Annotated in this window: 15 protein-coding genes, 4 tRNA genes, 3 rRNA genes and 1 pseudogene; 11 read left to right on the top strand and 12 right to left on the bottom strand. The window is 56.3% G+C overall.

Going from position 1 to position 21,017, the window contains the following annotated elements:
- Positions 1–5 precede the first annotated feature (5 nt).
- Positions 6–1,499 carry an NCS1 family nucleobase:cation symporter-1 gene (locus C2E15_RS04965; RefSeq protein WP_104956381.1) on the top strand — a complete coding sequence of 498 codons (1,494 nt, stop codon included), beginning with the start codon at positions 6–8 and terminating at the stop codon, positions 1,497–1,499.
- A 53-nt stretch (positions 1,500–1,552) separates the two neighbouring features.
- Here C2E15_RS04965 and C2E15_RS04960 read toward each other — a convergent pair.
- Positions 1,553–1,629 (bottom strand) — tRNA-Asp (locus C2E15_RS04960).
- 133 nt (positions 1,630–1,762) lie between these two features.
- The gene (dnaQ, locus tag C2E15_RS04955) at positions 1,763–2,491 is read right to left on the bottom strand and encodes a DNA polymerase III subunit epsilon (RefSeq protein ID WP_104956380.1); all 729 of its coding nucleotides are present in this window, start codon (positions 2,489–2,491) and stop codon (positions 1,763–1,765) included.
- On the opposite strand from dnaQ, the gene rnhA reads away from it, so the two are divergent.
- Positions 2,445–3,011 (top strand): ribonuclease HI, encoded by a 567-nt coding sequence (rnhA, locus tag C2E15_RS04950; RefSeq protein WP_167391832.1) that lies wholly within the window; start codon positions 2,445–2,447, stop codon positions 3,009–3,011. The genes dnaQ and rnhA overlap by 47 nt on opposite strands.
- Here the strand turns inward: rnhA and C2E15_RS04945 are convergent.
- A pseudogene (locus C2E15_RS04945) lies at positions 2,996–3,729 on the bottom strand (class I SAM-dependent methyltransferase). The gene rnhA and the pseudogene C2E15_RS04945 sit on opposite strands and share 16 nt — an antisense overlap.
- A 42-nt stretch (positions 3,730–3,771) precedes the next feature.
- Here C2E15_RS04945 and gloB point away from each other — a divergent pair.
- Together gloB and mltD are read left to right on the top strand one after the other, a co-directional pair.
- Positions 3,772–4,527 (top strand): hydroxyacylglutathione hydrolase, encoded by a 756-nt coding sequence (gloB, locus tag C2E15_RS04940; RefSeq protein WP_104956378.1) that lies wholly within the window; start codon positions 3,772–3,774, stop codon positions 4,525–4,527.
- Positions 4,528–4,598: 71 nt separating this feature from the next.
- Entirely contained in the window at positions 4,599–5,984 is a 1,386-nt protein-coding gene (gene mltD, locus C2E15_RS04935) for a murein transglycosylase D (protein ID WP_104956377.1), read from the top strand.
- Positions 5,985–6,032: 48 nt separating this feature from the next.
- Here the strand turns inward: mltD and C2E15_RS04930 are convergent, their stop codons facing one another.
- On the bottom strand, positions 6,033–6,836 hold the full coding sequence (locus C2E15_RS04930) for an endonuclease/exonuclease/phosphatase family protein (RefSeq protein ID WP_104956376.1): 804 nt from the start codon (positions 6,834–6,836) through the stop codon (positions 6,033–6,035).
- 203 nt (positions 6,837–7,039) lie between these two features.
- On the opposite strand from C2E15_RS04930, the gene yafC reads away from it, so the two are divergent.
- Positions 7,040–7,939: a DNA-binding transcriptional regulator YafC gene (gene yafC, locus C2E15_RS04925; RefSeq protein WP_104956375.1), complete on the top strand. Its 900-nt coding sequence runs from the start codon at positions 7,040–7,042 to the stop codon at positions 7,937–7,939.
- Between the two features lie 181 nt (positions 7,940–8,120).
- Here yafC and C2E15_RS04920 read toward each other — a convergent pair.
- The 7 genes from C2E15_RS04920 to gmhB form a co-directional block, all read right to left on the bottom strand.
- Positions 8,121–8,197, bottom strand: a tRNA-Asp gene (locus C2E15_RS04920).
- A gap of 74 nt (positions 8,198–8,271) precedes the next feature.
- Positions 8,272–8,387: ribosomal RNA gene (gene rrf, locus C2E15_RS04915) — 5S ribosomal RNA — on the bottom strand.
- Positions 8,388–8,491: 104 nt separating this feature from the next.
- Positions 8,492–11,397: ribosomal RNA gene (locus C2E15_RS04910) — 23S ribosomal RNA — on the bottom strand.
- A gap of 180 nt (positions 11,398–11,577) precedes the next feature.
- Positions 11,578–11,653 (bottom strand) — tRNA-Ala (locus C2E15_RS04905).
- A 113-nt stretch (positions 11,654–11,766) separates the two neighbouring features.
- Positions 11,767–11,843: transfer RNA gene (locus C2E15_RS04900), tRNA-Ile, on the bottom strand.
- Positions 11,844–11,916: 73 nt separating this feature from the next.
- Positions 11,917–13,457, bottom strand: a 16S ribosomal RNA gene (locus tag C2E15_RS04895).
- Together the 16S, 23S and 5S rRNA genes with 3 tRNA genes alongside form the textbook arrangement of a ribosomal RNA operon.
- 378 nt (positions 13,458–13,835) lie before the next feature.
- Complete coding sequence (gmhB, locus tag C2E15_RS04890; protein WP_104956374.1) at positions 13,836–14,396, bottom strand: D-glycero-beta-D-manno-heptose 1,7-bisphosphate 7-phosphatase; 561 nt, start codon at positions 14,394–14,396, stop codon at positions 13,836–13,838.
- A 195-nt stretch (positions 14,397–14,591) separates the two neighbouring features.
- Between gmhB and metN the strand changes: the two genes are divergently transcribed.
- From metN to proS, 6 genes are all read left to right on the top strand, one after another.
- The gene (metN, locus tag C2E15_RS04885; RefSeq protein ID WP_104956373.1) at positions 14,592–15,623 is read left to right on the top strand and encodes a methionine ABC transporter ATP-binding protein MetN; all 1,032 of its coding nucleotides are present in this window, start codon (positions 14,592–14,594) and stop codon (positions 15,621–15,623) included.
- Entirely contained in the window at positions 15,616–16,269 is a 654-nt protein-coding gene (locus C2E15_RS04880; RefSeq protein WP_104956372.1) for a methionine ABC transporter permease MetI, read from the top strand. Before metN ends, C2E15_RS04880 begins: the two co-directional genes overlap by 8 nt.
- Before the next feature lie 32 nt (positions 16,270–16,301).
- A complete protein-coding gene (locus C2E15_RS04875) occupies positions 16,302–17,117 on the top strand; it encodes a MetQ/NlpA family lipoprotein (protein WP_104956371.1) in 816 nt (271 codons plus the stop codon).
- Positions 17,118–17,334: 217 nt separating this feature from the next.
- Positions 17,335–17,742, top strand: coding sequence for an Rcs stress response system protein RcsF (rcsF, locus tag C2E15_RS04870; protein ID WP_104956370.1), 408 nt, complete (start codon positions 17,335–17,337; stop codon positions 17,740–17,742).
- Complete coding sequence (tsaA, locus tag C2E15_RS04865) at positions 17,739–18,446, top strand: tRNA (N6-threonylcarbamoyladenosine(37)-N6)-methyltransferase TrmO (RefSeq protein WP_104956369.1); 708 nt, start codon at positions 17,739–17,741, stop codon at positions 18,444–18,446. The genes rcsF and tsaA overlap by 4 nt, the downstream gene beginning before the upstream one ends.
- 102 nt (positions 18,447–18,548) lie before the next feature.
- Positions 18,549–20,270 carry a proline--tRNA ligase gene (gene proS, locus C2E15_RS04860; RefSeq protein WP_104956368.1) on the top strand — a complete coding sequence of 574 codons (1,722 nt, stop codon included), beginning with the start codon at positions 18,549–18,551 and terminating at the stop codon, positions 20,268–20,270.
- A gap of 61 nt (positions 20,271–20,331) precedes the next feature.
- Here proS and arfB read toward each other — a convergent pair whose 3' ends face one another.
- The gene (arfB, locus tag C2E15_RS04855) at positions 20,332–20,742 is read right to left on the bottom strand and encodes an alternative ribosome rescue aminoacyl-tRNA hydrolase ArfB (protein ID WP_104956367.1); all 411 of its coding nucleotides are present in this window, start codon (positions 20,740–20,742) and stop codon (positions 20,332–20,334) included.
- Positions 20,743–21,017 lie beyond the last annotated feature (275 nt).

Genomic DNA, 21,017 nt, shown 5'->3' with positions numbered 1-21,017 from the left:
GTTTCATGCCAGAATATTCCGCCGTTACTTCAGCATCGGCCGCGCGGGACGATGCGCACTACAGTCCGCGCCTGACCAACGACGATCTTGCGCCGGTGCCCCAGCAGACATGGAGCTGGTACAACATTTTTTCTTTCTGGATGTCGGATGTGCATAGCATGGGCGGCTACGTGGTGGCGGCCAGCTTCTTTACGCTCGGGCTGGCGAGCTGGCAGGTGCTGATCTGCTTGCTGGTGGGAATTTGCATCGTGCAGCTCTGCGCCAACCTGGTGGCAAAGCCGAGCCAGCTGACGGGCGTGCCCTACGCGGTGATTTGTCGCCAGGCATTCGGGGTTTTCGGCGCCAATATCCCGGCGGTAATCCGCGGGCTGATCGCTTTCGCCTGGTACGGTATTCAAACCTGGCTCGCCTCTAACGCGCTGATGCTGGTGCTGCTGAAGTTCTGGCCGGCGCTCGCATCGCTGACGCACGGCGCCTGGCTGGGGCTATCGCTGCTTGGCTGGATCTGCTTTGGCGTAATGTGGCTGCTGCAGGCGGCGGTATTCTGGCACGGCATGAGCGCGATTAAGCGCTTTATTGATGTCGCCGGTCCGGCGGTGTATGTGGTGATGCTGGCGCTGGCGGGCTGGATTGTATACAAAACCGGCTTTTCCGGTATCTCCTTTACGCTGGCCAGCAAAAGCCTGAGCGTCAGCGAGCAGAGCTGGCAGATGATCACCGCCACCGCGCTGGTGGTCTCCTACTTCTCCGGGCCGCTGCTTAACTTCGGCGACTTCTCGCGCTACGGTAAAAGTATGCAGGCGATTCGCCGTGGTAACCGCTGGGGATTGCCGTTTAACTTTCTGCTGTTTTCCGTGGTGACGGTCGTGATCGTCTCCGGCACGCGTTCGCTGTTCGGCAAGATGATCACCGATCCGATTGAAACCGTCAGCATGGTAGGCAGTGACCTGGCGGTAGCGATTGGCCTGCTAACGATGATCACCGCCACCATCGGCATTAATATCGTGGCGAACTTCGTCTCTCCCGCTTTCGACTTCTCTAACTGTTCGCCGCAGAAGATCAGCTTCCGCACCGGCGGCATGATCGCCGCTGTCGGTTCGGTGCTGCTGACGCCGTGGAACCTGTTTCAGTCGCCGGAGCTGATCCACTATACGCTGGATGTGTTGGGTGCCTTTATCGGGCCGCTGTTCGGCATTCTGCTGGCGGATTTCTATCTGATTAAGCGCGGCAAGGTCGTGGTGGACGATCTGTTCAACGCGACGCCGTCCGGGCGCTACTGGTATCGCGGCGGCTTTAATCCGAAAGCGATTGGCGCGCTGCTGCCGTCGGTAGCGATCGGCCTGCTCATCAGCTTTACACCGTCGCTGCACGCAGTGGCCAGCTTCAGCTGGTTTATCGGCGTGGCGCTTGGCGCGGGCGGCTATCGCTGGCTGGCACGCGACGAGCGCGAGGCATCCGCGCCGCGTTATGCCGCGCCGGTGGCGATGCAGGAGGAGTAAAACGCAGAAAAGCAAAAGGCCGATTCATTGCTGAATCGGCCTTTCTGAAGAGTTGGCGGTGCGGACGGGACTCGAACCCGCGACCCCCGGCGTGACAGGCCGGTATTCTAACCGACTGAACTACCGCACCGCGCTGCGTTCCCCGTCGGGAACGAGGCGCATATTAAGGGGAGTTGTTCTGGCCGTCAACGCTTTTTCTTACCCAGGCGATCGTTTGCCTGTTTTTTCATCTTACTGCGCCTTTTTACAGCGAAATGATGGATTTATGCCCGCCACAGGCAGCTGCCGCCCTTTTTCATCACCAGGTCGAGGCGCTGTTCATGCGCCATCACTTCTTCATCGCTGGCCGCCACCACGCGCAGCCCGGAAGTACGCGACACGCGCTGGATCCCTTCGCCGTTTTCATTCTGCTGCTGTTCGCCCTCCATGGAGAACGCCAGCGAGGTCTGCCCGCCGGTCATGGTCAGGAACACTTCCGCCAGAATCTCGGCATCGAGCAACGCGCCGTGCAGCGTTCGCTTGCTGTTGTCGATTTCGTAACGCGAGCAGAGCGCATCCAGGCTATTGCGCTTGCCAGGGAACAGCTTGCGCGCCATTAACAGGCTATCGGTAATTTGACAGAAGGTATCCGTTTTGGGGATGTTGCGGTTCAGCTTGCTGAACTCGTAATCCATAAAGCCGATATCGAACGACGCATTGTGGATCACCAATTCGGCGCCGCGAATATAGTCCAGGAACTCATCGGCGATATCGCTGAAGGTTGGCTTATCCAGCAGGAACTCGTCGGCGATACCGTGAACGCCGAACGCTTCCGGGTCCACCAGCCGATCGGGCTTCAGGTACATATGGAAATTATTGCCGGTCAGACGGCGATTGATGATCTCCACCGCACCGATTTCAATAATGCGATGGCCTTCGTAATGCACCCCCACCATGTTCATGCCGGTGGTTTCTGTATCGAGAACGATCTGGCGTGTAATTGCTGTGCTCATAAGGCTCGTTTATGTCAGACTTGGCGTTTTTTCAGGAGGAAGTCTACCAGAGATGCGCAAACAGGTAGAAATTTTCACCGATGGCTCCTGCCTCGGTAACCCCGGCCCTGGCGGCTATGGCGCTATTTTACGCTATCGCGAGCATGAAAGAACCTTTAGCGCCGGTTTTTATCGCACCACCAATAACCGTATGGAGATGATGGCGGCCATTGTGGCGCTGGAAGCGTTAACGCAGCCCTGCGAAGTGACGCTCAGCACCGACAGCCAGTACCTGCGTCAGGGGATCACCAGCTGGATCCATAACTGGAAAAAGCGCGGCTGGAAAACCGCAGATAAGAAGCCGGTTAAGAATGTCGACCTGTGGCAGCGGCTGGATGCGGCGCTCAGCCACCATCAGATTAAATGGGAATGGGTAAAGGGGCACGCCGGACATGCGGAGAACGAACGCTGCGATGAGCTGGCGCGCGCCGCCGCCGGCAGCCCGGCGTTTGAGGATATCGGCTATCAGCCGGAATCCTGATCCCGCGTTTTATGCAGCTGACGCGTGGCGTTGACCGTGGCGCGCAGCTTAACTTTGCCGCTGATTTTTTTGGCTGGCGTCATGCTCAGCGGCAGGGTGCGCTTGCGCGCCACCATGATATTGAGGCAGCCCAGCGCCGGCACGTGCGTGCTGATGACTCGCCCACCCTGTCGGCTCCACGGCACCACCTGAAAACAGCTGCGGTACACCACTTCGTAATTAAGCAGGCTTAGCCAGTCAAGCAGACGCATCTGGCTGAACATGCGGCCATTCCACGGCGGACGGCGATGCAGACCCGGGATCGCCTTGCCCATCCCCAGCAGGCTGAGCGGATTAAAGCCGGTGATAATCATCCAGCCGTCATCGATCAGCACGCGATCCACTTCGCGCAGAATGCGGTGCGGATCCTGACTCCAGCTCAGGGTATGCGCCAGCAGGCAGGCATCCACCGACTTCGCCTCAAAAGGCAGATGCAGCGGATCGGCCACCACCTGTACCGCCTGCCCCGCCTCGCCGACGTTAACCTGATGCGAAATCGCGCAGGCCTGGGTATCGATCTCGACGCTCAGGTTGCCGATTTTTAGCAGGTGAAAGCCGTACAGCTTGCCGAGACAGGGCTGCAGATGCTGGGTCAGCGCGTCGCGGAACGACTCCCCCATGGCATATCAGACCATGAGTGCGGCGTGGCCAGAATTTGGCGTGTTTTAGCGGGCTTCATGTTTTACCATCGGTGTTCCTTCACGACGTGCGAGAGGTGTGTATGAATCTTAACAGTATCCCAGCGTTTCAGGATAACTACATCTGGACATTGAGCGATGACCAGGGCCGCTGTCTGATTGTCGATCCCGGCGAAGCGGCGCCGGTGCTGGCGGCAGTGGAACAGCAGCAGTGGACGCCGGTCGCTATTCTACTGACCCATCACCATCATGACCACGTTGGCGGCGTAAAAGAACTGCTGAACAAGTGGCCGGAAATAGTGGTCTACGGCCCGCAAGAGACACAAGATAAGGGCGCTACCCAGATTGTCAGCGAAGGCGATATCGTGCCTGTTTTGGGCTGCGAATTTAGGGTGATTTTTACCCCCGGCCATACTTTAGGACATATCTCATATTACAGCGCACCTTATCTTTTTTGCGGTGACACTCTGTTTTCTGGCGGCTGCGGACGTCTGTTTGAAGGCACGGCAGAACAGATGTACGAATCTTTTCAGAAACTTGCTGAATTGCCAGATGAAACTCTGGTTTGCTGCGCCCACGAATACACCTTATCTAACTTAAAATTTGCTAACGCTACGCTGCCGGAAGACAGGGAGATTCAGCGCTATTTTCACGAAATTAAGGAGTTACGCGCTGAAAACCGCACTAGTTTGCCAACAAAACTGGGGCACGAACGGCAAATAAATTTATTTTTACGTACGCAAGATGCTGATTTACAAAGGGCGTTACGTTTGAATATGCCGCCACAGCATGCATGGGACGTTTTTGCCCTGCTACGGCAGAAGAAAGACAATTTTTGATTTTTCGGGTTGTGTTGTGGTGCTTCAGCACGTATGATTGCTCGTCTTTTAAGCAAACCATTGACACACACATGAAGACTAGAGCGATTATCCTTCTCGCCTCGGTCTTGCTGATGATGGGATGTCAGGCATCGCGACACGATGCCACTATCCCTGAACAGCATGCACAGAGTCTGTCTTCAGCTGGTCAAAGTGAGAATGGTAAATTTACAGATCGCATGTTATCCCCGCGTTGGCAGGATGATGGAACGGCCCTGACTCAGGACCAGGATTTGTGGAATTACATTCGCGACGGGCTGAAGATGGAGGTTCCGGAAAACCCCCGGATCCGAGAGCAGAAACAAAAGTACTTAAGAAACAAGAGCTATCTCCACGATGTAACTTTACGGGCAGAGCCGTATATGTACTGGATAGTCGAGCAGATTAAGCAACGTAAGATGCCGATGGAACTGGTACTACTACCCATAGTGGAGAGCGCTTTTAACCCCCACGCCACATCCGCCGCGGATGCCGCAGGCATCTGGCAGATAGTGCCGAGTACGGGGCGTAACTATGGTTTAAAACAGAATCAGTGGTATGACGGCCGCCGCGATATCGTCGCGTCGACCCGAGCGGTTCTGGATATGATGGAACGTCTGAACACGATGTTCGACGGAGACTGGTTGTTAACCATCGCGGCCTATAACAGCGGCGAAGGGCGAGTGCTGAAAGCGATTAAACAGAATAAAGCGCGCGGCAAACCAACTGATTTCTGGCATCTGTCCTTACCGCGTGAAACCACGCTGTACGTCCCTAAAATGCTGGCGTTGCAGGATATCCTGAAAAACAACAAGCGTTATGGCGTACGGTTGCCGGCCCCGAATGAAAGTCGCGCGTTGGCGCGTGTTGAAGTGGGTCAGCAGATTAAACTGACGCAGGCGGCGGAAATGGCCGGCCTCTCGGTGAGCAAGCTGAAGAACTACAATACGGGCTACAAACGTGGCGCAACGGCGCCTAACGGACCGCACTATATTATGGTGCCGAAGGCGAATGTGGCGCAGCTGCGTAGCTCTCTGGCCTCTGGCGACATCGCTGCGGTACAACCGACGCGTCTGGCGAGCAACAGCGCCAGCAGCTATACGGTGCGTAACGGCGATACCCTGTCAGGCATCGCCAGCCGGATGGGCGTTTCGGTAAAAGCGCTGCAGCGCGCTAATAATTTGCGCGGCAACACGATTAAACCGGGACAGACGCTGACGACGGGCGACAGCGTGGCAGGTAGTGAACTGGCCGATAACGGCAACAGCATCACCTATAAGGTTCGTAAGGGTGATTCTCTTGCCAGTATTGCGCGTCGACATGGTGTAAACATCAAAGACGTCAAGCGCTGGAACAGCGTGCTGAGCGACAGCAGTTCGATTCAGCCGGGTGATAAACTCACCCTGTTCGTCAGTAACAGCGCGACGCCAGACAGCTAAGCTTGCTTGCTGAAGGAAATAAAAAGCCGATCTTACGATCGGCTTTTTTTATGCCTGAACCGCATCGGCAGCGGCGAATTCGACCAGCAGCGGATTGTGATCGGAGGCGCGCGTCACCAGCACGCTCGCTTCAGCCACCCGCAGCCCGCGATAGAAGACAAAATCGAGCGGGCGACCAAATGCCTTACGGCGGTAATCATCGGTAAAACGCACCTCGCGCAACCCCATCTCGCGCGCAAAGCGATAGAGCGCATTCATACGCTGACGGCTCCAGGCGTTAAAATCCCCGGCCATGATCACCGGGCCGTCATGGTGCGCCAGCTGCTCGCCGATCGGCCCCAGCTGTTTGCTGTAGACATCGATCCCAAGACTGAAGTTAACCGCATGGATGTTTACCACCATCAACATCTTACCGTCCGGTAAAGGATAAGCGGTGATCAGCGCCGATTTCGCCAGGCGTAGCAGCGGCTCACGCTCGCGCAGCGGGCAGCAGTAGACCGGATGGGCAGCCGCCAGCGTCATTACCCCGGAAGGATGCTGCGGCAGCACAAAGGCGGGCACCTGATCCGCAGCGAGGTAGTTCGACGTCGCGAAACGCACCAGCTCCGGCGTGGTCTGCGCCTCTTGCAACAAGACCAGCTGCGCATCCTTACCGAAGCTTTGCAGCACCGACAGCCAGTCAGCCCGCTGCTGTTTGAAGATATTCCACACCAGCACGCGTAACGTCGCGCTGGAGGTAAGAGGCGCGCCTGGCGGAAGCGCTTGCCCAACATGCAGCATGGCGTTCGGCTGGAAAATTCTTTCCGCAGGCTGGCCAGCTACATATCTCATGGCATAGGTTTTTTTCCGCACGATACCGCCCGTTTCTGAAGTGTCTGCATACAGGTACTGCTTTCAGTTATAGGGGCTTCAGGGAAGACTTTCAATCAGTGTGACGGAATTTACCTTCCCGACAGGCAAGCAAATGTTACGATAGCAACAAATTCAGTCCGCCCTGCTCTCTGCTATCCTGTCCGGCAGGGACGCAGAAAGAAAAATATCGCACGGGAGACAGGGTGAAAGCATCTACAGATGAGTTAAAAATCTTTGTTACGGTAGTGGAAAGCGGCAGCTTTAGCCGTGCGGCCAGGCAGCTGGAACTGGCGACCTCCGCCGTTAGCCGCGCCGTAAAGAAGCTGGAGGCGAAGCTGGGGGTGGAGCTGCTGACGCGCACCACCCGCCAGATTAGCCTGACGCAGGAAGGCGAAGGCTATTTTCGCAAAATACAGAAGCTGCTGCAGGAGATGGCGGCGGCAGAAAACGAGCTGATGGAAAGCCGGCTGGTGCCGCGCGGCCTGTTGCGGGTAGACGCCGCCACGCCGGTGGTATTACACCTGCTCACGCCGATGGTCGAGCCGTTTCGCCGTCGCTATCCGGAAATGACCCTCTCCCTTATCTCTTCCGAAACCTTCATTAACCTGATTGAGCGCAAGGTGGATGTGGCGATCCGCGCCGGAAACCTGAGCGATTCCAGCTTGCGCGCCCGCCCGCTGTTCACCAGCTATCGCAAAATAGTGGCGGCGCCTGCCTATCTGGCACGCTGCGGCGTACCGACTAGCGTTGATGCGCTGGCGCAGCACAGCTGCCTCGGCTTTGTCGAAACGCCGGCGCTGAATCGCTGGCCCGCCGCTCAGCCCGACGGCGAGCTTTATACTATCCAGCCTACGATTACTGCCAACAGCGGGGAAACGCTTAAGCAGCTCTGCCTGGCGGGGAACGGCATCGCCTGTCTGTCAGACTACATGATCAATAATGAGGTTAATGACGGCAGTTTAGTGGAGGTATTAGCGGACAAACGCTTGCCGGTCGCCATGCCGTTTAATGCCGTCTATTACAGCGATCGCGCCGTCAGCACCCGCGTCAGAGCCTTTATCGATTTTCTCAGCGAGTGGATTAACACACATCACGTTTTGTAAAGCGGGCCCTGCTTTACGCTCGCGGACAACTGGAGCCATGCTGCGGGATAAAGGGGGGATAAGTGAACCGCCGGGAAAATGAGGGGCGGGAAAAGAGGTTTAAAGCACGCGGTATCACCCTTTTTCAACGACAGAAAAGCAAAAAGCCCTGACATTGCTGTCAGGGCTGTTGCTTATAGAGTGGCGGTGCGGACGGGACTCGAACCCGCGACCCCCGGCGTGACAGGCCGGTATTCTAACCGACTGAACTACCGCACCACCGAATACTGCATTACCAGCGGGGTCTCGCTGATAACCGGTGTCGACCTTTACAGGTGTAACCTTAATTTGATGCCTGGCAGTTCCCTACTCTCGCATGGGGAGGCCCCACACTACCATCGGCGCTGCGGCGTTTCACTTCTGAGTTCGGCATGGGGTCAGGTGGGACCACCGCGCTCTCGCCGCCAGGCAAATTCTGTTTCGCATGCCGCCCGCAGGGGGCCACACGCGCTAATCCGGTGAACAAGCTGAAAACTGCGTCTCTCTTTTTTCTTAAAACGCCTGTGGCGTTGTAAGGTTAAGCCTCACGGGTCATTAGTACCGGTTAGCTCAACGCATCGCTGCGCTTACACACCCGGCCTATCAACGTCGTCGTCTTCAACGTCCCTTCAGGGGGCTCAGGGCCCCAGGGAAGACTCATCTCGAGGCAAGTTTCGTGCTTAGATGCTTTCAGCACTTATCTCTTCCGCACTTAGCTACCGGGCAGTGCCATTGGCATGACAACCCGAACACCAGCGGTGCGTTCACTCCGGTCCTCTCGTACTAGGAGCAACCCCTCTCAGTCTTCCAGCGCCCACGGCAGATAGGGACCGAACTGTCTCACGACGTTCTAAACCCAGCTCGCGTACCACTTTAAATGGCGAACAGCCATACCCTTGGGACCTACTTCAGCCCCAGGATGTGATGAGCCGACATCGAGGTGCCAAACACCGCCGTCGATATGAACTCTTGGGCGGTATCAGCCTGTTATCCCCGGAGTACCTTTTATCCGTTGAGCGATGGCCCTTCCATTCAGAACCACCGGATCACTATGACCTGCTTTCGCACCTGCTCGAACCGTCACTCTCGCAGTCAAGCCAGCTTATGCCATTGCACTAACCTCACGATGTCCGACCGTGATTAGCTGACCTTCGTACTCCTCCGTTACACTTTGGGAGGAGACCGCCCCAGTCAAACTACCCACCAGACACTGTCCCCACGCCGGATCACGGCGCCAGGTTAGAACATCAAACATTAAAGGGTGGTATTTCAAGGATGGCTCCACGCAGACTGGCGTCCACGCTTCAAAGCCTCCCACCTATCCTGCACATCAAGGCTCAATGTTCAGTGTCAAGCTGTAGTAAAGGTTCACGGGGTCTTTCCGTCTTGCCGCGGGTACACTGCATCTTCACAGCGAGTTCAATTTCACTGAGTCTCGGGTGGAGACAGCCTGGCCATCATTACGCCATTCGTGCAGGTCGGAACTTACCCGACAAGGAATTTCGCTACCTTAGGACCGTTATAGTTACGGCCGCCGTTTACCGGGGCTTCGATCAAGAGCTTCTCCTTACGGATAACCCCATCAATTAACCTTCCGGCACCGGGCAGGCGTCACACCGTATACGTCCACTTTCGTGTTTGCACAGTGCTGTGTTTTTAATAAACAGTTGCAGCCAGCTGGTATCTTCGACTGGCTTCGGCTCGGGGAGCAAGTCCCTCCACCTACGTGCCAGCGTGCCTTCTCCCGAAGTTACGGCACCATTTTGCCTAGTTCCTTCACCCGAGTTCTCTCAAGCGCCTTGGTATTCTCTACCTGACCACCTGTGTCGGTTTGGGGTACGATTCGTTGTTACCTGATGCTTAGAGGCTTTTCCTGGAAGCAGGGCATTTGTTGCTTCAGCACCGTAGTGCCTCGTCGTCACGCCTCAGCCTTAACTTTCCGGATTTGCCTGGAAAGTCAGCCTACACGCTTAAACCGGGACAACCGTCGCCCGGCCAACATAGCCTTCTCCGTCCCCCTTCGCAGTAACACCGAGTACGGGAATATTAACCCGTTTCCCATCGACTACGCCTTTCGGCCTCGCCTTAGGGGTCGACTCACCCTGCCCCGATTAACGTTGGACAGGAACCCTTGGTCTTCCGGCGAGCGGGCTTTTCACCCGCTTTATCGTTACTTATGTCAGCATTCGCACTTCTGATACCTCCAGCATGCCTCACAGCACACCTTCGCAGGCTTACAGAACGCTCCCCTACCCAACAACACATAGTGTCGCTGCCGCAGCTTCGGTGCATGGTTTAGCCCCGTTACATCTTCCGCGCAGGCCGACTCGACCAGTGAGCTATTACGCTTTCTTTAAATGATGGCTGCTTCTAAGCCAACATCCTGGCTGTCTGGGCCTTCCCACATCGTTTCCCACTTAACCATGACTTTGGGACCTTAGCTGGCGGTCTGGGTTGTTTCCCTCTTCACGACGGACGTTAGCACCCGCCGTGTGTCTCCCGTGATAACATTCTCCGGTATTCGCAGTTTGCATCGGGTTGGTAAGCCGGGATGGCCCCCTAGCCGAAACAGTGCTCTACCCCCGGAGATGAATTCACGAGGCGCTACCTAAATAGCTTTCGGGGAGAACCAGCTATCTCCCGGTTTGATTGGCCTTTCACCCCCAGCCACAGGTCATCCGCTAATTTTTCAACATTAGTCGGTTCGGTCCTCCAGTTAGTGTTACCCAACCTTCAACCTGCCCATGGCTAGATCACCGGGTTTCGGGTCTATACCCTGCAACTTAGCGCCCGGTTAAGACTCGGTTTCCCTACGGCTCCCCTATACGGTTAACCTTGCTACAGAATATAAGTCGCTGACCCATTATACAAAAGGTACGCAGTCACCCCCATAAAGAAGGCTCCCACTGCTTGTACGTACACGGTTTCAGGTTCTGTTTCACTCCCCTCGCCGGGGTTCTTTTCGCCTTTCCCTCACGGTACTGGTTCACTATCGGTCAGTCAGGAGTATTTAGCCTTGGAGGATGGTCCCCCCATATTCAGACAGGATACCACGTGTCCCGCCCTACTCATCGAGCTCACAACACATGCATCTTCGTGTACGGGACTGTCACCCTGTACCGTGCGCCATTCCAGACGCTTCCACTGACACACATGCTGATTCAGGCTCTGGGCTGTTCCCCGTTCGCTCGCCGCTACTCAGGGAATCTCGGTTGATTTCTTTTCCTCGGGGTACTTAGATGTTTCAGTTCCCCCGGTTCGCTTCGTTAAGCTATGTATTCACTTAACGATAGTGTGACGAGTCACACTGGGTTTCCCCATTCGGACATCGCCGGCTGATAGCGGTTCATATCACCTCACCGGCGCTTTTCGCAGATTAGCACGTCCTTCATCGCCTCTGACTGCCAGGGCATCCACCGTGTACGCTTGGTCGCTTAACCTCACAACCCACAGGCGTCTTGCGACACCGTGTCGGTGTGAAAAATTGAGAGACTCTGAACAGTTCTTTATGCAAAGAAGCTGCTCTTTCAAATTTTCAGCTTGTTCCGGATTGTTAAAGAGCAAATACTGCACAATACATTCGTAAATGTATTCTGGAGTGGTCATCAACCTGATGTTGATGGTGGAGCTAAGCGGGATCGAACCGCTGACCTCCTGCGTGCAAAGCAGGCGCTCTCCCAGCTGAGCTATAGCCCCAGATATACTGTAAAATCGCCGGTTAACCTTTAATTCTTTCTCAGGCAAGGCATACGTTCGGGAAGTTTACACGGGTAAACGACCGGGCGTATAACGCGGCATGAGGAAGAATTTGGTAGGCCTGAGTGGACTTGAACCACCGACCTCACCCTTATCAGGGGTGCGCTCTAACCACCTGAGCTACAAGCCTGCCGGGATTTTACTGCTCGTTAATTTCTATCAGACAATCTGTGTGAGCACTACACGGGAAGGTATCAGCATGGTAAGGAGGTGATCCAACCGCAGGTTCCCCTACGGTTACCTTGTTACGACTTCACCCCAGTCATGAATCACAAAGTGGTAAGCGCCCTCCCGAAGGTTAAGCTACCTACTTCTTTTGCAACCCACTCCCATGGTGTGACGGGCGGTGTGTACAAGGCCCGGGAACGTATTCACCGTGGCATTCTGATCCACGATTACTAGCGATTCCGACTTCATGGAGTCGAGTTGCAGACTCCAATCCGGACTACGACGCACTTTATGAGGTCCGCTTGCTCTCGCGAGGTCGCTTCTCTTTGTATGCGCCATTGTAGCACGTGTGTAGCCCTGGTCGTAAGGGCCATGATGACTTGACGTCATCCCCACCTTCCTCCGGTTTATCACCGGCAGTCTCCTTTGAGTTCCCGGCCGAGCCGCTGGCAACAAAGGATAAGGGTTGCGCTCGTTGCGGGACTTAACCCAACATTTCACAACACGAGCTGACGACAGCCATGCAGCACCTGTCTCACGGTTCCCGAAGGCACTAGGGCATCTCTGCCGAATTCCGTGGATGTCAAGACCAGGTAAGGTTCTTCGCGTTGCATCGAATTAAACCACATGCTCCACCGCTTGTGCGGGCCCCCGTCAATTCATTTGAGTTTTAACCTTGCGGCCGTACTCCCCAGGCGGTCGACTTAACGCGTTAGCTCCGGAAGCCACTCCTCAAGGGAACAGCCTCCAAGTCGACATCGTTTACGGCGTGGACTACCAGGGTATCTAATCCTGTTTGCTCCCCACGCTTTCGCACCTGAGCGTCAGTCTTCGTCCAGGGGGCCGCCTTCGCCACCGGTATTCCTCCAGATCTCTACGCATTTCACCGCTACACCTGGAATTCTACCCCCTCTACGAGACTCAAGCCTGCCAGTTTCAAATGCAGTTCCCAGGTTAAGCCCGGGGATTTCACATCTGACTTAACAGACCGCCTGCGTGCGCTTTACGCCCAGTAATTCCGATTAACGCTTGCACCCTCCGTATTACCGCGGCTGCTGGCACGGAGTTAGCCGGTGCTTCTTCTGCGGGTAACGTCAATGACGGCGCGTATTAAACGCCATCCCTTCCTCCCCGCTGAAAGTACTTTACAACCCGAAGGCCTTCTTCATACACGCGGCATGGCTGCATCAGGCTTGCGCCCATTGTGCAATATTCCCCACTGCTGCCTCCCGTAGGAGTCTGGACCGTGTCTCAGTTCCAGTGTGGCTGGTCATCCTCTCAGACCAGCTAGGGATCGTCGCCTAGGTGAGCCGTTACCCCACCTACTAGCTAATCCCATCTGGGTTCATCCGATGGTGTGAGGCCCGAAGGTCCCCCACTTTGGTCTTGCGACGTTATGCGGTATTAGCCACCGTTTCCAGTGGTTATCCCCCTCCATCGGGCAGATCCCCAGACATTACTCACCCGTCCGCCACTCGTCAGCGAAGCAGCAAGCTGCTTCCTGTTACCGTTCGACTTGCATGTGTTAGGCCTGCCGCCAGCGTTCAATCTGAGCCATGATCAAACTCTTCAATTTAAAAGTCTGATGCTCAAAGAAAAACGTCGTAATGAATTACGTGTTCACTCTTGAGACTTGATACTGCAATTATTTTTGCGATATCCGTCCTGTGAGTGCCCACACAGATTGTCTGATAAATTGTTAAAGAGCGGTGCGACCGGCGCTTCGTGCCGTTGCCGCGAGGTGGCGTATATTACGCTTTCCTCTTTCAGAGTCAACCCCTTTTCAGGAAGTTTTTCTCCGGCGATTCAGACTTCGCTGAACCGCTCAACACCGCGTGGCGTAAGCCGTTGTGCCGTGTCGATGGAGGCGCATTATAGGGAGTTCTTCCGGGCTGACAAGTGCTAATTTCAACTTTTTTACCGTTCGCTGAAATTTCGCGCAGAACGCCGTTTTTTAACCCTGTTTTATCCGCGCCGGCAGGTCGGCGATGCTGTCCAGCACCCAATCGGCCGCCTTTTCGCCTTCGGCGGTCACTGCTTTACCGCTGCGTACCAGCACGCTGGTGCCCACGCCGGCCGCTTTACCCGCCAGCACATCATCAATCTTATCGCCTACCATATAAGAAGCGGCCATATCGATATTCAGGTGCTTCATCGCGCTGAGCAGCATACCGGGCTGTGGCTTACGGCAGTCGCACTCCTGACGATAGGCTTCTACCGCCGCTTCCGGATGATGCGGGCAATAGTAGATACCGTCAAAGTCCACTCCCCTGTCGGCCAGCGACCAGTCCATCCACTCGGTGAGCTGCATAAACGTATCTTCGCTGAACATGCCGCGCGCAATGCCGGACTGGTTCGTCACCAGCACCAGCGCATAGCCCATCTCTTTCAGCTCGCGCATCGCTTCAATCGCGCCGTCGATAAACTGAAAATCATCAATCTCATGGACATAGCCATGATCCACATTCACTGTGCCATCGCGATCGAGAAAAACCGCCGGTACTTTAGCCGTCACGTAGTAACTCCTGCTGCCGAATTTATCTGTCAGTATCGCATGATTGTAATAAAAGAGAGAATGGCAGATTGAATCTCTCTGATTGATTTAGACGTCTGGATGCCTTAACATCCGTTTCAACTTTTTGTCGGTCCGCTCAGGCAAAAACAGAACACACCACGGATAACTACATCGCGATAGATAATAAGTAAATCAATGATAAAACTTTCCAATATTACTAAAGTCTTTCAGCAGGGCACGCGCACCATTACCGCATTGTCCGATGTTAGCCTGCATGTGCCCGCCGGGCAGATTTACGGCGTCATCGGCTCGTCGGGCGCCGGTAAAAGCACCCTGATCCGCTGCGTCAACCTGCTGGAGCGCCCGACGTCAGGCAGCGTGTTAGTTGATGGCCAGGAGCTGACCACGCTTTCCGAAGGTCAGCTTACGCTGGCGCGCCGCCAGATCGGCATGATTTTCCAGCACTTCAACTTACTTAACTCGCGCACCGTGTTCGGTAACGTGGCGCTGCCGCTGGAACTGGACAACATGCCGCGCGAAGCCCTGAAAGCGCGCGTCACCGAGTTGCTGGATCTGGTCGGTCTGGGCGATAAGCATGACGCCTGGCCGGCAAACCTCTCCGGCGGACAGAAGCAGCGCGTCGCCATTGCCCGTGCGCTGGCCAGCAACCCGAAAGTGCTGCTGTGCGACGAAGCCACCAGCGCCCTCGATCCTGCCACCACGCGCGCGATCCTCGAGCTGCTTAAAGATATCAACCGCCGTCTTGGCATCACCATTCTGCTGATTACCCATGAGATGGACGTAGTGAAACGCATCTGCGATCAGGTAGCGGTGATCAGCAATGGTCAGCTGATTGAGAAAGACAGCGTTAGCGAAGTTTTCTCTCATCCGAAAACACCGCTGGCGCAGCAGTTTATTCAGTCGACGCTGCACCTGGACATTCCGGAAGATTATCAGCAGCGCCTGAAAGCGGCGTCGACGGCCGACAGCGTGCCGCTGTTGCGTCTGGAGTTTACCGGCCAGTCGGTGGATGCGCCGCTGCTGTCGGAAACGGCGCGTCGCTTTAACGTCAATAACAACATTATCAGCGCGCAGATGGATTACGCGGGCGGCGTGAAGTTCGGCATTATGCTGGCGGAAATGCACGGCAGCGAGCAGGAGACGCAAGGCGCTATCGCCTATTTACAGCAGCACCATGTAAAAGTAGAGGTATTAGGGTATGTCTGAAGCAATGATGTGGTTGTTGGCCCGCGGCATCTGGGAAACGCTGATGATGACCTTCGTCTCTGGCTTTTTTGGTTTTGTGCTGGGCCTGCCGGTCGGCGTGCTGCTCTATATTACCCGTCCCGGTCAGATTATGGCGAACAACAAGCTCTATCGGGTGTTGTCCGCGCTGGTCAATATTTTCCGTTCGATTCCTTTTATTATCCTGCTGGTCTGGATGATCCCCTTTACCCGCGCCATCGTTGGCACCTCGATTGGTCTGCAGGCAGCGATCGTTCCGCTGACCGTCGGCGCCGCGCCGTTTATCGCGCGTATGGTGGAGAATGCCCTGCTGGAGCTGCCTACCGGCCTGATTGAAGCGTCGCGTGCGATGGGCGCCACACCGCTGCAGATCATTCGTAAAGTCCTGCTGCCGGAAGCCTTGCCGGGACTGGTAAATGCGGCCACTATTACCCTGATCACGCTGGTCGGCTACTCCGCCATGGGCGGCGCAGTCGGCGCGGGCGGGCTGGGGCAGATCGGTTATCAGTACGGCTACATCGGCTATAACGCCACGGTGATGAATACTGTACTGGTATTGCTGGTTGTGCTGGTGTATCTCATTCAGTTCTGTGGCGACCGCATCGTTCGTGCAGTCACACACAAATAAGCAACATCAATTCTCTCTATTAAGGAAGGGATATGTCTTTTACATTTAAAAAGATTGCTGCAGTGAGCGCGCTTCTGGGCGCCATGGCACTGGCGGGATGTGGACAGGAAGAGAAAGACCCGAACCACATTAAAGTAGGGGTGATTGTGGGCGCCGAACAGCAGGTTGCTGAAGTCGCGCAGAAAGTAGCGAAGGACAAATATGGCCTCGATGTCGAGCTGGTCACCTTTAACGATTACGTGCTGCCGAACGAAGCGTTAAGCAAAGGCGACATCGACGTTAACGCCTTCCAGCATCAGCCTTACCTGGATGGGCAGATCAAAGATCGCGGTTATAAGCTGGTCTCCGTCGGCAACACCTTCGTTTACCCGATCGCGGGCTATTCGAAAAAAATCAAATCACTGAACGATCTGCAGGAAGGCGCGCAGGTCGCGATTCCTAACGATCCGACCAACCTCGGCCGTTCTCTGCTGCTGCTGCAGAAAGTGGGCCTGATTAAGCTGAAAGAGGGCGTGGGCCTGCTGCCGACCTCGCTGGATATCGTGGAAAACCCGAAAAAACTGAAGATTGTCGAGCTGGAAGCGCCGCAGCTGCCGCGCTCGCTGGATGATGAGCAGATCGCGCTGGCGGTGATCAACACCACCTATGCCAGCCAGATTGGCCTGACCCCGGCGAAAGACGGCATCTTCGTAGAAGATAAAGACTCCCCTTACGTCAACATGATCGTTGCGCGCGAAGATAATAAAGACGCCGAAAACGTGAAGAAATTCGTTCAGGCCTATCAGTCTGACGAAGTCTCTGACGCCGCGAACAAGATCTTTAACGGCGGCGCCGTTAAAGGCTGGTAATTACGGCGGACGGCGGCGGGTTTCTGCGCCCGCCGCCGCTGAGAGAGGTTACCGAGTGTCATCAGGCGGCCCGTCAGCCGGCCGGTAGAGCGTATCCTGCGCTTGCCGGCCGGTTCGCCGGGCCGCCTTTTTGCTTAGCGGCGGAAGCGATCGCAACTTGTCATTTAATGGATTGCTTGCTTCAATAACGCCAATTTTGAGAAATGAGGACAGTTTAATGCGTGCGTTACCGCTCTGTTTGTTGGCGCTTTCGCTGACAGGATGCTCTTTGCTGCATAAGCCCTATAAGCCCATTACCCCGCCCGCAGCCAGGCCGACGCCCGTTGAATCCCATACCCGTCCCGCCGCGCGCCCGGCGCCGGTAAAGCTCTATACCGATATGAACGCGCTGCTGAGCAACCCGTTCCGCGATTTAGGCGAAGTCTCAGGCGAAGATTGCCAGACCGGCCGTCAGGATTCGCCGCCCAATATCAATACCGCGCGCAAGCGTATGCAGATCCGCGCCTCTTCGATGAAAGCCAACGCGGTGCTGCTGCATAAATGCGAAGTGGTTAGCGAAAGCCAGGGCTGCTACCGCCAGGCCATTTGTCAGGGCACCGCGTTAAAAGTCTCCGGCAGTAAATGAGCCGCTTCACCTTCGAACAGATCGGCGTCATTCGTTCGCCGTGGAAAGAGAAATTCGCCGTTCCGCGTCAGCCCGGGCTGATTGAGGATGGCGGCGGCGAGCTGCATCTGCTGCCGCCCTATAATCAGCAGGAGGCGGTGCGCGGGCTGGAAGCCTTCAGCCATCTGTGGCTGCTGTTTGTGTTTCATCAAACCATGGCAGGCGGCTGGCGTCCGACGGTGCGTCCTCCCCGCCTCGGCGGCAACGCGCGCATGGGCGTCTTCGCCACGCGCTCGACCTTTCGCCCTAATCCGATCGGCATGTCGCTGGTCGAGCTGAAAGGCGTTCGCTGTCACAAGGGCCAGGTGGCGCTGGAGCTGGGCAGCCTCGACCTGGTCGACGGCACGCCGATCGTGGATATCAAACCCTACCTGCCGTTTGCCGAGGCGCTGCCGCAGGCGCGCGCCGGTTTTGCGCAGAGCGCGCCGCCGGCGGCGATGCCGGTGCGTTTTTCCGCGCTGGCGCAGCAGCAGCTGGCCGATCATCAACAGCGCTATCCGCAGCTGGCGCGTTTTATCGCTCAGGTGTTGGCGCAGGATCCGCGCCCGGCCTACCGCAAAGGCGAAGAGCCCGACCGCGAATATGCCGTCTGGCTGCTCGATTTCAACGTGCGCTGGCGCGTAACCGCGCAGGGAACCGAAGTCGTGGCGCTTGATGCGCGCTAATTTGTTCTCCCCTCTCTTTTGAGGTGCATCACTCGCTGGTACACTAACCGCCACTTTCAGGTCATGCTTTGACTGTTTTCCGTCCAAACTGGAATCTTACAGATGCGTACTACTCAATATCTGCTCTCCACGCTTAAGGAGACGCCGTCCGACGCCGAAGTCATCAGCCACCAGCTGATGCTGCGCGCAGGGATGATTCGTAAACTGGCTTCAGGTCTTTATACCTGGCTGCCGACGGGCTTACGCGTACTTAAAAAAGTTGAAAACATTGTGCGCGAAGAGATGACCAACGCCGGCGCGATTGAGATCTCTATGCCGGTCGTGCAGCCTGCCGACCTGTGGCAGGAAAGCGGCCGCTGGGAGCAGTACGGTCCTGAGCTGTTACGTCTGGTCGACCGCGGCGATCGTCCTTTCGTGCTGGGTCCGACGCATGAAGAAGTGATTACCGATCTGATCCGCAACGAGCTGAGTTCTTATAAGCAGCTGCCGCTGAACCTGTTCCAGATCCAGACCAAATTCCGTGACGAAGTGCGTCCGCGTTTCGGCGTGATGCGCTCGCGCGAATTCATCATGAAGGACGCTTACTCCTTCCATACCTCGCAGGAATCGCTGCAGGAAACCTACGACGCGATGTTCCGTGCCTATAGCGAAAGCTTCAGCCGCATGGGTCTCGATTTCCGCGCGGTGCAGGCGGATACCGGCTCTATCGGCGGCAGCGCCTCGCATGAGTTCCAGGTGCTGGCGCAGAGCGGCGAAGATGACATCGTCTTCTCTACCGAATCTGACTATGCCGCCAACATCGAGCTGGCGGAAGCGGTCGCACCGGCAGGCGAGCGCCCGGCGCCGTCTCAGCCGCTGACGCAAATTGATACGCCAAACGCCAAAACCATTGCCGAGCTGGTTGCGCAGTTTAACCTGCCGATCGATAAGACGGTGAAAACCCTGATTGTGAAGGCGAGCGAAGAGAGTGGCCACTCGCTGGTTGCGCTGCTGGTGCGCGGCGATCACGAACTCAACGAAGTCAAAGCGGAAAAAGTGGCGATTGTCGCTGCGCCGCTGACGTTCGCGACCGAAGAAGAGATCCGCGCCGCCGTGGGCGCCGGCCCAGGTTCACTGGGTCCGGTCGGCCTGACGCTGCCGGTTATCGCCGATCGCACCGTGGCAAAAATGAGCGACTTCAGCGCCGGTGCTAACATCGATGGCAAGCACTTTACCGGCATCAACTGGGGCCGCGATCTGGCCGAGCCGCTGCAGGTCGCCGATCTGCGCAGCGTGGTGGAAGGCGATCCGAGCCCGGACGGCAAAGGCACGCTGCTGATCAAACGCGGCATCGAAGTGGGCCATATCTTCCAGCTGGGCACCAAATATTCTGAAGCGATGAAGGCGGCGGTTCAGGGCGAAGATGGCCGTAACCAGACGCTGACCATGGGCTGCTACGGCATCGGCATCACCCGCGTGGTAGCGGCGGCGATTGAGCAGAACCATGATGACCGCGGCATTATCTGGCCGGCCGCGCTGGCGCCCTTCCAGGTCGCTATCCTGCCGATGAACATGCACAAATCCTTCCGCGTGAAAGAGCTGGCGGAAGAGCTGTACGCCACGCTGCGCGCCAAAGGCATTGAGGTGCTGCTGGACGATCGTAAAGAGCGTCCGGGCGTGATGTTCGCCGATATGGAACTGATTGGTGTGCCGCACACCATCGTGCTGGGCGATCGTAACCTGGACAACGACGAGATCGAATATAAAGCGCGCCGCGCCGGTGAGAAGCAGATGATCAAACGCGATCGGATTGTGGATTTCCTGGTGGAAGCGATTCAGGGCTAAACGTTTTATGACTTATCAAAGCCACCCATCGGGTGGCTTTTTTATTGCCTGACGCGCGCGGTTACAGCACCTTGCCGCGCAGCGCCTTGGTGCTGCTGCGCTGCGCTTTTTCCTCCAGCCGCCGCCGTTTCGAAGCCAGCGTCGGGCGAGTGGCGCGGCGCGTTTTCTCTTCAGCGGTAAGTTCGCGGATGAGATTTTCCAGCCGCTTCAGCGCCGCTTCCCGGTTCATCTCCTGGCTGCGATACTCCTGCGCTTTGATGATCACCACCCCTTCGGCGGTGATCAGATGATGGCTGGCATCTAACAGGCGCGACTTATAGAACGCCGGCAGCGACGAGGCGCGAATATCAAAGCGCAAATGGATCGCCGTCGAGCTTTTATTCACATGCTGTCCCCCGGCGCCCTGCGCGCGGATCGCGCTTAGTTCTATTTCAGCGTCGCTGATAGTGACATTTCGTGACAGTACAATCATAAATCCTGCTTGCTCGGTGAGTGACGGCGCACCGCCGTTTAGCGTGGCGCCGCCTGATAACATCGGACATCATTTCGTAATACAGTGTGACGCCCGCTGATGAAAGATCAATTATTTTAACCGTCTGTCCGTCCCGCCGACCCGCTTCCCCCCTCCCCGGCATGGTGCATATGCTTTGCCTTTTCCGCCGCTCGCCAGGATAAATCCCTTACGCGACAGGCTGATTTCCCGCGGGGGCTGTGTTATAGTCGCTTGAGTCGGAGATTTACGCTCTG

The sequence above is a fragment of the Mixta gaviniae genome, from assembly GCF_002953195.1.
GTDB lineage: Bacteria > Pseudomonadota > Gammaproteobacteria > Enterobacterales > Enterobacteriaceae > Mixta > Mixta gaviniae.
This window is presented reverse-complemented; position numbering and strand designations above follow the sequence as displayed.